The organism is Glutamicibacter sp. NPDC127525, from assembly GCF_042672105.1.
GTDB lineage: Bacteria > Actinomycetota > Actinomycetes > Actinomycetales > Micrococcaceae > Glutamicibacter.
This window is the reverse complement of the sequence record NZ_JBHXVN010000003.1, coordinates 287,748-302,458: the sequence shown is the minus strand read 5'-3', so window position 1 is coordinate 302,458 and position 14,711 is coordinate 287,748. Positions and strand designations below refer to the sequence as shown.

Below are 14,711 nucleotides of genomic sequence, written 5' to 3'. Positions count from 1 at the left end.
TGACTGGATCCGGCATGTCTTCTATAGGCTTGCCCCATGAATATCTCGTTCACAGCAATGGCACCGGAAGACAGCAGTGCCATCGCCGCTTTTCTATCAAGCAACAGCTTCCCATTCCGTGTCCGTCGGAACTGGACAGAGCCGGAGCTGAGACGACTAGTCGATAGCGGAAGATATTGGAACAGCGAGCGCCAAGGATTCTGGATTATTGGCGAGGGAGAATGCTTGGGAATGGCAGTACTCGAAGATCTGGAAGACGACACTCCCATGCTTGACCTGCGCTTGGCGGAAAAGCACCGGGGATCAGGCCTGGGTACCCTCGTACTGAGGGAATTGACTGCCAAGGTGTTCACTGATTTCCCCGGCACCTTGCGCTTCGAAGGCCAAACCAGGGAAGACAACATCGCGATGCGCAAGACTTTTCTTCGCGCCGGGTTCCTCAAGGAGGCGCATTACCGGATGGCGTGGCCCACCGGCGACGGGCGCCATCTCGCCTCGGTTGCCTACGCGATCCTGCGCCAGGATTGGGAATCCGGGACCGCTACCCGCTTCGATTGGGAAGATCTGGACCTGTGAGCGGCGCGCGGTCCTGCGGCATTTGATTTGGCGCCTCTGGCAACTGCGCACTGATCCTGCTAGGGTTTCATCACACCAAATCAACTACCGCTGAGCGGTAGAAGGCTTCTAGGAGGGTAGCCATGGCTGCATGGCCCAGAATCGCGGCGCTGGCCATGCTGCTGGCCGCCATGGTGGCATTGATGGCATTCCAGTGGCTTCCAGCTCTCTTGTTCTTGCCTGTTGCAGGAGCCTTGCTCGTTTGGGACGGCTCTGCGCGCGGACGCTCTTCAGGCCCCGGGAAAGGCCATGGGTAGGCCAGCTGTGACCTGCCGGATGCCTTTCACGACGCGTCTTTGGCCAAGTGATCCCGGGTGATTTCCAGATGCCCCAAGTGCTGGCAGAGCTCTTCGAGCACATGCAGCAGCACGCCCTGGCAGGTGGACATCCAGTATTCGCCCTCCCTGCCTGGCGGGGCCGCAACGGGAGCATCATGCATGGCAGTGAACGCCAGGTCGTTGGCGAACGCCTTCCTGGCCTCATGCGCCAGTTGCAGGGCAGTCTCCTTGTCCATCACCGCGGTGAACTCGGCGGCCCGATCGCGGGGGACCTCGATGCCGAGATTGACCGTGGAAGACCAGCGGCGCATCATCCCGCAGCAATGCAGCACCAGCTGCACCGGCGAATTGCTGCCGTGAACGGGCAGGACGCTATTGGCCTGTTCCTGCGGAATGCTCGCCAAGGTTTCGGTAAGCTGGTCGAATTTCTCCAGCAGGAGCGTGGCGAGGATCTGCTGGCCGGGTGCAGGGGAGTCCATGCACCGATTCTAGAACGATTCGCGCGGCAGGGTGAGCCATGCGGGGTGCACTAGCATTGAGCAATGACTTCTTCTGTCTCCACGGATAAGGGAATGCCGCCAGCCGAAGTTGAAATTGACGCGGAGCTGGTCAGGCACCTGCTGGTTAGCCAGGCGCCGCACTGGGCGAACCAGGACATTGCCTATCTGGCTACCGGGTGGGATAACGAGGTGTACCGGCTGGGTGCTGAGCTGGTGGTGCGCCTGCCGCGCCGGGAACTAGGCGAGGCCATTGGACTCAAGGAACGGCGTTGGCTGCCGCAATTGGCCGCCGAGACCGGCCTGCCCATCGCCATGCCGGTCTTCGTTGGACGGCCCGCACCGCAGTACCCCTTCACGTTCTCCATTTGCCCCTATGTCCCGGGCCGCAGCGCCGCGACGGTGGACCGCCGCAGGCGCGATGGCTACGCCGGAGAATTCGCGCAGTACTTGTATCGGCTGCACCAGCCTGCCGGAGCGTCCAGACCGCACAGTGAATGCCGCGGGGTGCCGCTGGCCGCGCTCGACAAGAAAACCCGCAAGCAGATTTCGGCGCTGGACCCTACATTGCACGAACCGGCCCTTGCACTCTGGGAAGACGCAGTGGCCGCGGCACCGCATGAAGGCGCACCACTTTGGTTGCATGGTGATCCGCATCCGCACAACACGATTGTCAACGACTCAGCCAACGACGATGCCACGGTTTCGTTGGTTGATTTCGGAGATCTCTGCATTGGTGATCCAGCCAGCGACCTTGGCATGTTCTGGATGCATTTCAGCCCTGCAGCAATTTCGGAGGCATTCGACCAGTACGGGGCAGAACCCCGAAGCTCGTTATGGCGACGTAGTCGAGGCTGGGGTCTGAGATATGCAATGTTGACCGCAGACCTCGGCCCTGATGATCATTTGGGCGTCATTGGCCGTGAAACATTGGGAATCCTGCTTACCGATTCCGAATCAGCGGCGATTGCCGGTAATTGAACGATGGGCGGGTCCGTAACACAATGCGCCATGGGAATGAGCTTCGAATACCTTTTAGGTGGTCAGCTGGGCTTTCAGCCTATTTTCTCTACTCTAAGATTCCATCACTGTTGTCTAGATGATTTGCGGGTGAAGAGTTACGGAAGCGCGTCGAACTGAGAGATGTTGCCCAGGTCAATATTCATTTGAGGGTACGGTATCTGAAGGGTTGATGGGGTAAGCATCAAGAAGAGGATCCTGGAGGATCTTTTGCGCGGTCCGTCGCTCGCATCCGACTACGAGACTTCTCGCGTAGATGTCCTGACCGACGAACCAGCGAAGATTCGAGGGCCACCAGTACATCGGCACACGCTCCGTTGACGTCGTGGACAAGAGGGAAGCTCCGCGCTGATCCGTCAATTTTCCGGAGTAGAGCAGCATTTCGCTTTGATACGGAGAAAACATCGTGGTCTGTTCATGAAATCCATGGCATACCCGGCCCAGGAAGCGAAAGAGTGGATGCTCGGATCTGGATCGAGGGTTTTGGTCAGTTGCCTTGCAAGACTGGCGGGTGGATTTCCCCTGTCGGGTACCCGCCAGTAACCCTCCGGTTACTTGGCGTCTTTTTTCACTGCGAGCTCGGGCCACTGGATCCATGCCCGAGGCTGACTCCGTTCCTGCCCATGACATCCGTCCGGAGGATAGTTGAACCGTCTCGAAGTTCGACCGGATTGAGGACCAGCACATACGATTCGTAACCAGAGGAATCACTGAGGTCACTGTGTTTCCCGTTTAGTCCAGCAGCCTGGCGACAGCTTCTGCTGGATGCATATCGGCTTCATAGCGCGAGGTATGCATGGACGTAGACTACCCTGGCTCGATGGCTGAATCCAGTGAAGCCCGTTTCGCTTGATATGGTTCCAGTCGGAGAGGAGTAAAGACCAAAATGAACTTGGTTGAGCCTTCCCACAACCATGCTTTGCAGCCACGCCGATTCGGCAAAGGCGGACGTATTTCTTAGCTGGAAAAGTGTGCTTCAAGCTGCTCGGTTCGAGGGCTGATGAAAGCGACTTGCTAGCCTCTTACGGCCACAGCGATAGAAGAACGCTCTACGCGACAGCAGCAGAAATGTCGAATGCGGGGGACCGAGCTCCTTGAACAGCAGCACCGTCCAACCGGGCTATGGGCTGGCAGATGGTGTTGTGGATCGGCGGCAAGGTGATCCCATATCGCCGGGTTTAGCACACGGGGCACAACATTGCTTTTCAAGTTCCGAAGCGCGCTGTTTCCCGCAGTCCGCCCTACTTTACCCACCAGCTTCGCGGCTTCCCACACGGGATCTTCTGCCGCTGAAAGTGCGCGCGTTAGAAAGGGCGCGATCAACCGGTTTTCCGTACAAAGAAACCCGCTGCGCCGAACGAAGCGAAATGCGAGAGTCCTTGCATCACATGTTGTTGATGGCGTACTTGCGGCTTGACGGGGAATATGCCGCAGCCAGCGAATGGGGCAGCGAAAAGTGGTCCGAAAGGATGTTGCGGCCCCAGAAAATGGCGAACCAGCCAGAACGAACCGGTCCGCTTCGTTCCTGGTGTAATAGCTGGTTGGGCTGCGTAATTCTGCTCAATCATGGCCTCTGAATGCCACCTGTGTTCCCGAAGTTGACCCGCACAGTGACACAATAAGCCAAGTAGCCCCTTCAGGTTGCTGTCATGGAAAGGACCTTCTCCGCATGTCCCGCAAGTCCGACCCGGCCCGGGTGCGCAACTACTCGATGGTGCTCCAGGAGATTTTCTCTTCGCCCGGCGGCTCCCGCAAGGATGTCGCCGATGCCCTGGGCATCAGCGCCGCATCGGTTACCGGCATTGCGGCGAGCTTGCTGGAAAGCTCATTAATCAGCGAAGCCGAACCAATGGCTGTGGGGCAGGGGCGGCCCAGGGTCCCATTGCACGTTGATACCAAGTCCAATCTGGTGATGGGCATCCACCTGGGACCGCGAGTCACCGGCGTGGTGCTTACCGGGCTGGATGGGGTGGCCAAGGCCTCGGTTCTCGTGCCGCATGATGGCTTGGGCGCCCAAGAGTCCTTCAAGCTGGTCATTAACCAAGCGAAACAGCTGGTGGACGAGCATGCCAAGGGGAGGCCAATCTTGGGGACCGGGGTAGCCACCGGCGGCATTGTCGACCGGATCAACGGGCGGATTGTGGAGAATCGCGGTGCTCGTTGGCAACAGGTTCCCGCGGTGCAGATGCTCGAAGAATTGCCCCAGCCGATTATTCTGGACAACAATGCCCGCGCAGCGGCGCAGTCCGAGCTGTTCTATGGGCATGGCGCCACGGAGCGCGATTTCCTGCTCATGGTGATCACCTCGGATTTGGGCGCGGTTTTAGTCAGTGACGGGCGGATCCGCGCCGGCTGGTCGCAGCATGCCGGGAACATTGCCCATCTTCAAGTCAGTGACCAGGGGTTCCCTTGCGATTGCGGACGCAGTGGCTGCCTGCAAGTCATGGCAACCGACGAAGCTACCGTACGCCGGGCGCATGAGGCCGGTCGCCTTGATGTGATGCATTATGGCGATATTGATCGGCTTTATGACGCTGGTGATGAACAGATCCGTGCCCTGGTCGCTGATCGCGACACCTTTGTCGCCCGGGCCGCTGCGATGCTCTTCGACCTGCTGGACCCGGGGCTGCTAGTAATCGCCGGGACCCCGGCCGAACGCCCCGAAACCCGGACCCTGGTCCAAACGGTGGTCGCGGAGAATTCCCTGCAGGGCGCCCAGGCCTCAAGCCGCGTAGTCTACTCCAGCGACCATTCGCTGTCGCTGTCGATCTTCGCAGCCAGCTTGATGGTGAACGAAGTGCTGGCCAATCCGCTGGCCTTTATTGATCGGCTGCATGCGGAGACAGAGGCAGAATAAGCCCCGGAAAGTGTTGACAGTCACACCTTCTGCAATGTTTACTTTATTTCATAAAATAAATAAAGTGACAGCGGCCACGAGCACGGCACAGGTGCCGGTAGCCGCTCAGGGAGGAACAAGATGGAACGACAGAAGAAAACTGCGCTCGTTGCCTGTGTCGTATCGCTGATGCTCGCCGCAACCGGCTGCTCATCAGCCAGCAGCCAAGCGGAGCAAGTCGGTGATGGATCCGGTGAGGCAACCTTGTCATTCATGACCAGCGAGCCAAAGAGCATCGTGCCGCAGAAGGATCCCGGAAGCCAGATCGGTATGGCGCTGTGCGCGAACCTGATGGAAGTGAATTCCGAAACCCAGAAGCTGGAACCGCTGGCCGCCAAATCGGTGACCAGCGATGATGCCCAGGTCTGGGATATCGAGCTGCAAGACGGATGGACCTTCCACGATGGCACCCCGGTAACGGCACAATCCTTCGCCGATGCCTGGAACGCCACCGCCACCGGATCCAACGCCTGGCAGGGCAATGGCACCTTCGTCTCCTTCGAAGGCTATGACAAAATGAACCCGCTGGATGGAGGCAAAGCCAAGGCCAGCGAGCTCTCCGGAGTCAAGGTTGTGGACGACACCCACATGGAAGTCACTCTGAAGGCGCCGAACCGCGACTTCCCGGCAATTCTGAGCACCAACCCGACCTGCCCGATGCCGCAAAGCGCATTCGATGACGAGACCGGTTACGACCAGGCACCAGTTTCTAACGGACCATACAAGTTCGACTCCTGGGATCACAACCAGCAGGTAGTGATGGAGAAATGGGACGGTTTCAAGGGTGCCGAGGGCTTCAGTGGCGGAGCCGAGAAGCTGATTGGTAAGATCTACACTTCCGTGGATCCGGCCTACACCGACATGACCGCAGGCAACCTGGACATGATCCGCAACGTGCCGGCCACCATGGTGGACAAGGCTTCCAGCCAGCTGGGCGAAGAAGCGCTGTACAAGGTCGCAATCGGCTCCAAGCAGCAGACATTGCAGGTCCCTGCCTACGTCGATGAACTGACTTCCCCGGCTCTGCGCCAGGCGATCTCCATGTCCATTGACCGCGAAGCGATCGCCACCTCGCTGCTCAAGGGTCACGCCGAGCCATCTGACTCATTGGTCCCGCCATCGCTGGAATCCTACGTTCCCGGATCCTGCGAAGCATGCACCTTCGACCCCAAGGAAGCCAAGGAGATCCTGGCTGATGACGGCGGCTTTGAAGGCACGCTGACTATCGAAAGCAACTCCAACTCCGACCAGCAGCTGGTGCAGGCCATTGCCAAGCAGATCCAGGACAACCTGGGCATCAAGGTGCAGATGAAGCCGATGCTGGGCACCGAGCTGTCCGAGCGCCGCAACAACCAGAAGCTCGAAGGCGCAGCCTTCGGCTTGTGGGGCTGGTCGTACATGTCTCCTGACCAGTACCTGAGCCAGTATGAGACCGGTGGCGACGGCAATCTGGCCACCGGCTACTCCAATCCAGAAGTGGACAAGCTGCTACGCGCGGCCCGCGCCGAGATGGATGATGGGAAGTCCACCGAGCTGTTCAAGCATGCCGAGGCGAAGATCATCAAGGATCTGCCAGCCATCCCGCTGTTCATCCCGACCGACTACGGCCTGCAGTCCAAGTGCGCCGTGCTCAACGACGTGCAGGGCGACCTGCAGTACTACCGCGCGGGCTACGGCTGCTAGCACCACCAGTCTCCGGCGGGCGGGCCATGAAACGAGTCATGGGTCCTCCCGCCGGTACACACTATTCTTCTTAAGGGGTAACCAATGCTGGGTTATACCGTGCGGCGCATCTTGCAGATGATCCCGGTGCTACTGGGCGCCACCTTCATTATCTACGCACTGACCTTTCTGATGCCGGGCGACCCGATCTCGGCGCTCACCGGCGAACGCCCGCTGCCCGAGGCCACCGTGATGCAGATCCGCCAGGCCTACCATTTGGATGACCCGTTTTTCGTCCAGTACGGCAATTACATCCTCGGGGTCTTCCGCGGGGACTTCGGCATCGACTTCTTCGGCCGCCCGGTACTGGATTTGATCCTCGAGCGCTTGCCGGTGACTTTCGCGCTGGCGCTGACTGCCTGGGTGCTCAAGCTGTTCATTGGCCTGGTTATCGGCGTTTACGGAGGGCTGCGCCGCGGACAGTCGGGAGACCACTTCGCACTGGTGTTCACGGTGCTGTTCATGGGTGTACCGGGCTTCGTGATCGCTCTGGGCGCACAGACCTACTTCGGTGTGCACTTGGGCTGGGTGGACCCGGCCGGCATCCGCGCGGGCTGGCCCATGGCCTTCATTCTGCCCGCCTTGGTCATGGCCTTCGAGGCCGCCGCCGGGCTGGCCCGGCTGACTCGCACCTCGCTGGTGGAAGTGCTGCGCGCTGAATACCTGCGCACCGCCAAGGCCAAGGGCCTTTCCCCGCGGCGGATCATCTGGGGCCACGCACTGCGCAACGCCATGATCCCGGTGGTGACCTACCTGGGCCTGAGCCTAGCCGGCATGCTCGGCGGCGCGGTCATCATCGAGGCCATCTTCAACATCCCGGGCATTGGGGGACTGATGGTCAGCTCCATCAACAACAAGGAAGGCACAATCGTGGTTGGCATCGCTACCTTGCTGGTGCTGGTGTACTTGGTTTTCAACCTGCTGGTTGACCTGACCTACGGCCTGATCGATCCACGGGTGAGAATATGAGTTCGAGCATGAGCACAGTCAATCCCGCCGATGGCGCCCAGGCGGTGGACCGCTCCCCGCAGAAGTCGCGCGGCGCGCACCGGCGCTGGTGGCTGAAGCCGCGCTTCGCGATCTCCGGGTCCATTGTGCTGCTGATGATCCTGATGGCCGCGTTCCCTCAGCTGTTTACCGGCTTTGGTCCCGGGCCCACGGAGAGCTGCGACATCCTCAAATCCAACCAGCCGCCTAGCGCCGCGCACCTGTTCGGCATCGATATCCAGGGCTGCGACTACTATACCAATGTCATATATGGGGCGCGCGCCTCGATCCTAGTGGGCATCGTGGTCTCGGCCATCGCCTTTGGCATCGCCGCGCTGGTCGGGGCCGTCGCCGGATACTTCGGAGGCTGGGTGGACGCAGTGATTTCCCGGGTGTGCGATATGGCCTTCGGCCTACCGTTCATCCTGGCCGCGATCGTGGTGCTGCAGCTGTTCAGCGAGCGCAACGTGTGGACCGTGATCTTCGCGCTGTCCCTGTTCGCATGGCCCGGGGGCGTGCGCTTCATGCGCTCTTCGGTGCTGGAAGTGCGCAACCGCGAGTACGTGCAGGCCTCCCGGCTGCTGGGCGCCAGCAATGGGCGGATCATCGCAAAGCACATCGTGCCCAATGCAATCACCCCGCTGCTCGTGCTGCAGACCCTGGGTGTGGGCGGGATGATCTCTGCCGAGGCCGGCCTGACCTTCATCGGCATCGGGCTCACCCCGCCGTCGGTGTCCTGGGGCCTGCAGCTGGCAGCGGCCCGCGACTATATTGATGCCGCCCCGCACCTGCTGCTGTTCCCAGCCGTATTCCTGACCATTACCGTGCTCGGCTTCGTCCTGTTTGGCGAAGCCATGCGCGACGAGTTCGACCCGAAGGGCAAGTGATGAGCACTGCGCACGAAGCAGCAAACCCGCTGCTGGAGATCAAGGACCTGCGCGTTGAGTTCGCCACCCGGCAGGGAGTTGCCACCGCGATCAACGGCGTGGATCTCTCGCTGCAGCGCGGCCGCGCCCTGGGCATACTGGGTGAATCGGGCTCAGGGAAGTCCGTGACCGCGCGAACCATCATGGGCCTGCTGGACACTCCGCCGGCGAAAGTCACCGGTGGGCAGATCCTGCTGGACGGAGAAGACCTGCTCGCAGTGACCCCCAAGCGCCGCCGGGAGCTGAACTCGGCCAGCGTGGCCATGGTGTTCCAAGACGCGCTCAGCGCCTTGAACCCCGTGCACCCGGTGGGCCGCCAGATCGGCGAGCTGTACCGCGTGCACCGCGGCTACAGCCCGGCAGAGGCCAAGAAAGCGGCCATCCAGATGATGGACCGGGTGCGCATCCCAGTTGCAGCCAGTCGGGTGAACGACTACCCTCACCAGTTCTCCGGGGGCATGCGCCAGCGCATCGTGATCGCGATGGCCCTGGCCCTGGACCCGCAACTGCTGATCGCCGACGAGCCGACCACCGCGCTGGATGTCACCGTCCAGGCCCAGATCCTGGAGCTGCTGACCGAGCAGCAGGTGGAGAACAACATGGGCTTGATCCTGATCACCCACGACATCTCGGTGGTCCGGGAGGTCACCGACCAGGTGGCGGTGATGTATGCCGGGCGGATCGTGGAGAACGGGCCCACCGCCCAGGTGCTCTCCGAACCGGCACACCCCTACACCCGCGGTCTGGCCTCATCGGTGGCCAGCGAGGAGCTCAAGGGCCAGCTTCTTCCAGCAATCCCGGGCAGCCCGCCGGACCTGCTGAACCTGCCGGCTGGCTGCGCCTTCGCTGGGCGTTGCCCTCTGGCCAACCAGCAGTGCGCCACCGAAGTCCCGGAACTAGACGAAATCGCCGCGCAGCGCCACACGGCCTGCTTCAACTCCCAGGAGGTGCTAGCCCATGCTTAGCCCGCAGACCCTGCCAGAGACCGCGACACCGGATGCCGCCCCGCTGATGGAAATGCGCGGGGTTACCCGCCACTACCCGGTGGCCCGTTCTCTGCCCATCGGGCCGCGCAAAGTAGTCAAGGCCCTGGACGGGGTGGACCTGCAGGTGCAACAGGGCAAGACCCTGGGAATCATCGGGGAAAGCGGCTGTGGAAAGTCCACCATGGCCCGCGTGCTCAGCGGGCTGGAAAAGCCCACTGCTGGCCAGGTGCTGTTCGAGGGCCACGACATCAATGCGCTGCGCGGAGCGGAGCGGGCGCAGATGCGCCGGAATATCCAGCTGATCTTCCAAGACCCCTACGCGTCGCTGAACCCGCGCATGACTATTGAGCAGATCCTCTCCGAGCCCTTCGAAATCCACCCGGACATCGCCAAGCGCGGCTCCCGCCGAGCTAATCTGGGCGAGATGATGGAATTGGTCGGGCTGAACCCCGATCATTTGGGACGCTATCCGCACAACTTCTCCGGAGGCCAGCAGCAGCGCATCGGCATCGCCCGCGGCATCGCACTGAATCCGAAGGTGCTGATCTGCGACGAAGCGGTCTCGGCCCTGGACGTATCGGTGCGCGCCCAAGTGGTGAACCTGCTCGATTCGCTGCAGCGCGAACTGGGTCTGAGCTACGTCTTCATCGCCCACGACTTGCAGATCGTGCGGCATATTTCCGACTCCGTGGCCACCATGTACCTGGGACGGGTGATCGAGACCGGCTCCTACGCCCAGGTCTATGACGCCAGCGCCCATCCCTATACCCAAGCATTGCTCTCGGCAGCACCGGAACTGCGCCAGGATCCGGCGCATGCGCGCCAGTTGATCATGCTGCAAGGCGACCCGCCTTCGCCGATCGACCCGCCCTCCGGCTGCCGCTTCCACACCCGCTGCCCGGTCGCCCGGCCGGACTGCGCAACTAGCGAGCCGGAGCTGGATCCGGTGGCCGATGGCCACCGCGCCCGCTGCTTCTATCCGGGCCCCATCAGCACAGAACTATCCCAAGGAGACTGAAACATGGATTTGAAAGTTGGCATTATCGGCTTCGGGCTGCGCGCTTCCCTGCACCGCTACCTGCAGCGCCCAAACGAAGGCAGCGTCGTGTCCATTGTTTGCGACACCAGCGAACGCGGCCGTCAGGATGCCGCTGAGGCGCTTCCTGATGCGGTAGTCACCGGGGATTTGCAGGAATTGCTGGACTTCGAGCTGGACGCAGTGCTGGTGCTCACCCCCGACTACACGCACCGGAACGTGGTGGTGCGCACCTTGAAATCCGGTATTCCGACCTTCGTGGAGAAGCCGCTGGATATCACTTTGGAAGCGGCCGACGAGATCCTGGATACCGCTCGGCGCACAGGCACCCGGCTGTATGTTGGACACAATATGCGCCATATGCCGGTGATTCGGCAGATGAAGCAGCTCATCGACTCCGGGACCATCGGCGAGGTCAAGGCCGTCTGGTGCCGCCACTTCGTAGGCAACGGCGGAGATTACTACTTCAAGGACTGGCATGCCCAGCAGCGCTATGCGAATACGCTGCTGCTGCAAAAGGGAGCCCATGACATTGACGTTATTCACTGGCTGGCCGGAGGCTACAGCACCCAGGTTTCGGGCGTTGGCGCGCTGGCCGTCTACGGGGACGTCACCGATCGGCGGGACAACTCGGATCTGCGCATGCGCGACTGGTTCTCGCTGTCGAACTGGCCCCCGGCCAAGCAGACGCAACTGAACCCAGAACTGGACGTGGAAGACTTGTCAATGGTGCAGATGAAGCTGGATAACGGGGTGCTGGCTTCCTACCAGCAGTGCCATTTCACCCCTGACTATTGGCGCAACTACACAGTGATCGGCAGCGCCGGGCGGTTGGAGAATTTCGGCGACGGTCCCGGGGACTTCATTCACGTGTGGAACACCCGCAGCACCCATGGATTCGCCGAACCGGATTTGAAGGTCGAAGTCAATGGCGATGATGAAGGCCATGGCGGCGCAGATCCGAATTTGATCGCAGAGTTCCTGCGTTTTGCCCGCGTAGGGGGAGCGACCGATACTTCCCCGGTTGCCGCTCGCGCGGCAGTGGCCGTGGGCGACTACGGCGCCCGCTCAATGCGCGCGGAGGGAGAGGCCCTGCAAATTCCAGCGCTCGATGGACAGCTCGCCGAGTATTTCGCTGCCAACCAGCAGGCGGCGGCCGTTAGCTGACCTCGATGGGGCTGGCATTTTTGGTGCAGCTGGGCGGTCGCTTCAACGTTCTGAGCAGGCAGAGCCTGCCAAGATTAGGCGAACCGGCCAGCTCCCCGGGGCTCTGGCTTATTGCTTGGATGCCAAAGCTGGCAGCTTATCCATGGAGGTGAACACCTGCGTTGCGCCAGCTGCGCGCAGCAGCTCGGGCGAAGTGCTCGTGGGTCCGCCGTTGGAATAGCCGTACACCGTCGCGCCGGCCGCGATCCCGGCAGCCACCCCGGTGGCAGTGTCCTCGATAACCAGTGCGCCAGCTGGGTCAATGCCCAGTGACGCGGCTGCGGCCAGGTAGACATCCGGTGCCGGTTTGCTGCGTGGGCATTCCATGCCGCTGAAGACCCGGTCTCCGAAGTACTCGGTGAACCCGGCCAGGGCCAGCTGCATTTCGACCTTGGCCCGGTCTGCGCCGGTGGCGCAGGCAATGTTCTGGCCGTAGACCGAGGAAATCTGCTTGACTGCTTCCAGCGCTCCGGGGATCGGCTGCAGCTCCGAGCGCAGCGCTTCGTCGCGGCGTGCGCGGAACTGGCTAATCCACTGGTCGTCGATCCGGAATCCGGTCTGGTCGAGAATGGGTTGCCACTGGTCTTTCAACGCCTTGCCGATGAAGATCTCGATGCATTGCTCGGGGCTGATCTCCCAGCCCAGCTCTATGAGCATCTGGCGGAGCACGGAATTGGTGATGGACTCGGAATCCACCAGGACGCCATCGCAATCGAAAAGCACGGCGGAAAATTTCGGATGCAGCAAGGACGGTCCCTTCCAAGGATTCAGCAATTGGCTACGCGGCAGAGAACTCGTGGAGAATGCGGGCCAGCGGCGCCAGCTCAGGTTGCTCTTCTGCCTGCTTCAACACGCGTTCCAGCGTGGCATCGTGAATGGGCTTGGCCTTCTGGTACAGCTCGTGGCCAGTGGCAGTGAGCTCGGTGTAAATGCCGCGGCGGTCATCGGCGCACAGCACCCGCGAGAGCAGATTGCGGTCTTCGAGCCTGGTAACCAGTCGCGTCGTTGCGCTGGGGCTCAGGGCCGTGGCGCGGGCCAGCTGCGCCATGCGCATATGCCAGCCATCCTGACGATTCAGGGCATCCAGAAGTGTGTACTCGACCACAGAGAGCCCCACTTGCGCCGTCAGGTCCTTTTCAAGTGCAGTATCGATTAATCCGTGCAACGACGCCAAAGTGCGCCACCCTCTTGCCCGAATTTCGACAGCATCATCTGCGATTCCCATCGGTTCCTCCAAAAGTACTTGCTTGCGCTGGTTAGTTGCGTGTGCAACGATAGTGTTCATCGCGCAATAACAAGCGTGTGCAACTAATTTATCTAGTCTATCAGGAGTAACGCTATGCCGCTCGGTCTTATTGCGTTGGCCATCGGTGCCTTCGGCATCGGGCTTACCGAATTCGTCATCATGGGCTTGTTGCCGGATGTGACGGCCGACTTCGGCGTCAGCGAGGCCGCAGCTGGCTGGCTCATTTCCGGATACGCATTGAGCGTGGTGGTCGGCGCCCTCGGCCTGACCGCAGCCACCGTCCGCTTGCCGCGCAAGCCGGTGCTCGTCGGGTTGCTGGTACTTTTCATCATCGGCAACTCGCTTACCGCGATGGCCGCAACGTACGAAGTGGCCATGATCGGCCGCGTCATCGCCGCCCTGTGCCACGGTGCCTTCTTCGGCATCGGCGCGGTCGTGGCAGCTGACCTGGTCCCGGCCAACAAGAAGGCTGGCGCCATTGCCATCATGTTCACCGGGCTGACCGCGGCCAATGTGCTGGGTGTTCCCTTCGGTACCCTGCTGGGGCAGCATTCCGGCTGGCGCTCGACTTTCTGGGCCATCTCCGGCATTGGCATTATCGCCCTGATCGGCATCCTCGTGCTGGTGCCAGTCATCAAGCACGCAGCCGAAGGCATCTCGCTGCGCAAAGAACTCGGGGCCTTCACCTCGCTGCAGGTCTGGCTGTCCCTAGGTGTCACGGTCCTTGGCTACGGTGGTATGTTCGGTGCCTTCACCTACATCGCCTACACCCTGACCGAGGTCACCGGATTCAACGAGACCAGCGTTCCGTGGCTGCTGATGCTCTTCGGCGTGGGCCTGTTTGCAGGCAACTGGATCGGTGGCCGCATGGCTGATAAGAGCATCGACCGCACTCTGCTCATCTTCATCTCGGCACTGCTGGTGGTCCTTGTCCTCTTCGGATTCTTCGCAAGCAACCAGATCGCCACCGTTATCGCTTTGCTGCTGATGGGTGGCTTCGGCTTCGGAACCGTTCCCGGTCTGCAAAGCCGCATCATGCAGTACGCCGGCAATGCACCGACCCTGGCATCCGGCGCCAACATCGGTGCGTTCAATGTCGGCAACGCGCTGGGCGCATGGGCTGGCGGCCTGGGCATTGCGGCAGGCTTGGGCTACACCTCGCCGATCTGGATCGGCGCACTGATCACCCTCGTCGCACTGGTCGTTATTCTCCTGGCCATGGGTTTGGCCAAGAAGTCTTCGGCAGCATCACCCCAGCTGGTTACAGCTGGCTAATCCACAGTTTTGTTCAGTCCC

Annotated in this window: 15 protein-coding genes; 11 read left to right on the top strand and 4 right to left on the bottom strand. The window is 61.3% G+C overall.

Features of this window, described 5'->3' with window-relative positions; translation table 11 throughout:
• Positions 1 to 36 precede the first annotated feature (36 nt).
• Positions 37 to 576 (top strand): GNAT family N-acetyltransferase, encoded by a 540-nt coding sequence (locus tag ACFVHU_RS09470; RefSeq protein ID WP_388024082.1) that lies wholly within the window; start codon positions 37 to 39, stop codon positions 574 to 576.
• A 122-nt stretch (positions 577 to 698) separates the two neighbouring features.
• Positions 699 to 872 carry a hypothetical protein gene (locus ACFVHU_RS09465; protein ID WP_388024080.1) on the top strand — a complete coding sequence of 58 codons (174 nt, stop codon included), beginning with the start codon at positions 699 to 701 and terminating at the stop codon, positions 870 to 872.
• Between the two features lie 26 nt (positions 873 to 898).
• Here ACFVHU_RS09465 and ACFVHU_RS09460 read toward each other — a convergent pair whose 3' ends face one another.
• The gene (locus tag ACFVHU_RS09460) at positions 899 to 1,372 is read right to left on the bottom strand and encodes a DUF664 domain-containing protein (protein WP_388024078.1); all 474 of its coding nucleotides are present in this window, start codon (positions 1,370 to 1,372) and stop codon (positions 899 to 901) included.
• A gap of 63 nt (positions 1,373 to 1,435) precedes the next feature.
• Here ACFVHU_RS09460 and ACFVHU_RS09455 point away from each other — a divergent pair, with 63 nt between their 5' ends.
• Entirely contained in the window at positions 1,436 to 2,371 is a 936-nt protein-coding gene (locus ACFVHU_RS09455; RefSeq protein WP_388024077.1) for an aminoglycoside phosphotransferase family protein, read from the top strand.
• Between the two features lie 1,358 nt (positions 2,372 to 3,729).
• Here the strand turns inward: ACFVHU_RS09455 and ACFVHU_RS09450 are convergent.
• Positions 3,730 to 3,978, bottom strand: a complete 249-nt coding sequence (locus ACFVHU_RS09450) for a hypothetical protein (protein WP_133833013.1) — start codon at positions 3,976 to 3,978, stop codon at positions 3,730 to 3,732.
• Positions 3,979 to 4,079: 101 nt separating this feature from the next.
• Between ACFVHU_RS09450 and ACFVHU_RS09445 the strand changes: the two genes are divergently transcribed.
• From ACFVHU_RS09445 to ACFVHU_RS09415, 7 genes are all read left to right on the top strand, one after another.
• Positions 4,080 to 5,267, top strand: coding sequence for an ROK family protein (locus ACFVHU_RS09445; RefSeq protein ID WP_105657162.1), 1,188 nt, complete (start codon positions 4,080 to 4,082; stop codon positions 5,265 to 5,267).
• 120 nt (positions 5,268 to 5,387) lie between these two features.
• A complete protein-coding gene (locus ACFVHU_RS09440; RefSeq protein WP_105657163.1) occupies positions 5,388 to 6,989 on the top strand; it encodes an ABC transporter substrate-binding protein in 1,602 nt (533 codons plus the stop codon).
• 84 nt (positions 6,990 to 7,073) lie between these two features.
• The gene (locus ACFVHU_RS09435) at positions 7,074 to 7,997 is read left to right on the top strand and encodes an ABC transporter permease (RefSeq protein ID WP_105657164.1); all 924 of its coding nucleotides are present in this window, start codon (positions 7,074 to 7,076) and stop codon (positions 7,995 to 7,997) included.
• Positions 7,998 to 8,005: 8 nt separating this feature from the next.
• A complete protein-coding gene (locus tag ACFVHU_RS09430; RefSeq protein ID WP_105657165.1) occupies positions 8,006 to 8,902 on the top strand; it encodes an ABC transporter permease in 897 nt (298 codons plus the stop codon).
• The gene (locus ACFVHU_RS09425) at positions 8,902 to 9,906 is read left to right on the top strand and encodes an ABC transporter ATP-binding protein (RefSeq protein WP_388024075.1); all 1,005 of its coding nucleotides are present in this window, start codon (positions 8,902 to 8,904) and stop codon (positions 9,904 to 9,906) included. Before ACFVHU_RS09430 ends, ACFVHU_RS09425 begins: the two co-directional genes overlap by 1 nt.
• Positions 9,899 to 10,945: an ABC transporter ATP-binding protein gene (locus ACFVHU_RS09420; protein ID WP_105657167.1), complete on the top strand. Its 1,047-nt coding sequence runs from the start codon at positions 9,899 to 9,901 to the stop codon at positions 10,943 to 10,945. Before ACFVHU_RS09425 ends, ACFVHU_RS09420 begins: the two co-directional genes overlap by 8 nt.
• Positions 10,946 to 10,948: 3 nt before the next feature.
• The gene (locus ACFVHU_RS09415; protein WP_388024074.1) at positions 10,949 to 12,130 is read left to right on the top strand and encodes a Gfo/Idh/MocA family protein; all 1,182 of its coding nucleotides are present in this window, start codon (positions 10,949 to 10,951) and stop codon (positions 12,128 to 12,130) included.
• 108 nt (positions 12,131 to 12,238) lie between these two features.
• Here ACFVHU_RS09415 and ACFVHU_RS09410 read toward each other — a convergent pair whose 3' ends face one another.
• Positions 12,239 to 12,892: an HAD family hydrolase gene (locus ACFVHU_RS09410; RefSeq protein WP_388024072.1), complete on the bottom strand. Its 654-nt coding sequence runs from the start codon at positions 12,890 to 12,892 to the stop codon at positions 12,239 to 12,241.
• Positions 12,893 to 12,947: 55 nt separating this feature from the next.
• Complete coding sequence (locus ACFVHU_RS09405) at positions 12,948 to 13,394, bottom strand: MarR family transcriptional regulator (protein WP_332503593.1); 447 nt, start codon at positions 13,392 to 13,394, stop codon at positions 12,948 to 12,950.
• A gap of 114 nt (positions 13,395 to 13,508) precedes the next feature.
• On the opposite strand from ACFVHU_RS09405, the gene ACFVHU_RS09400 reads away from it, so the two are divergent.
• Entirely contained in the window at positions 13,509 to 14,690 is a 1,182-nt protein-coding gene (locus ACFVHU_RS09400; protein WP_388024070.1) for an MFS transporter, read from the top strand.
• Positions 14,691 to 14,711 lie beyond the last annotated feature (21 nt).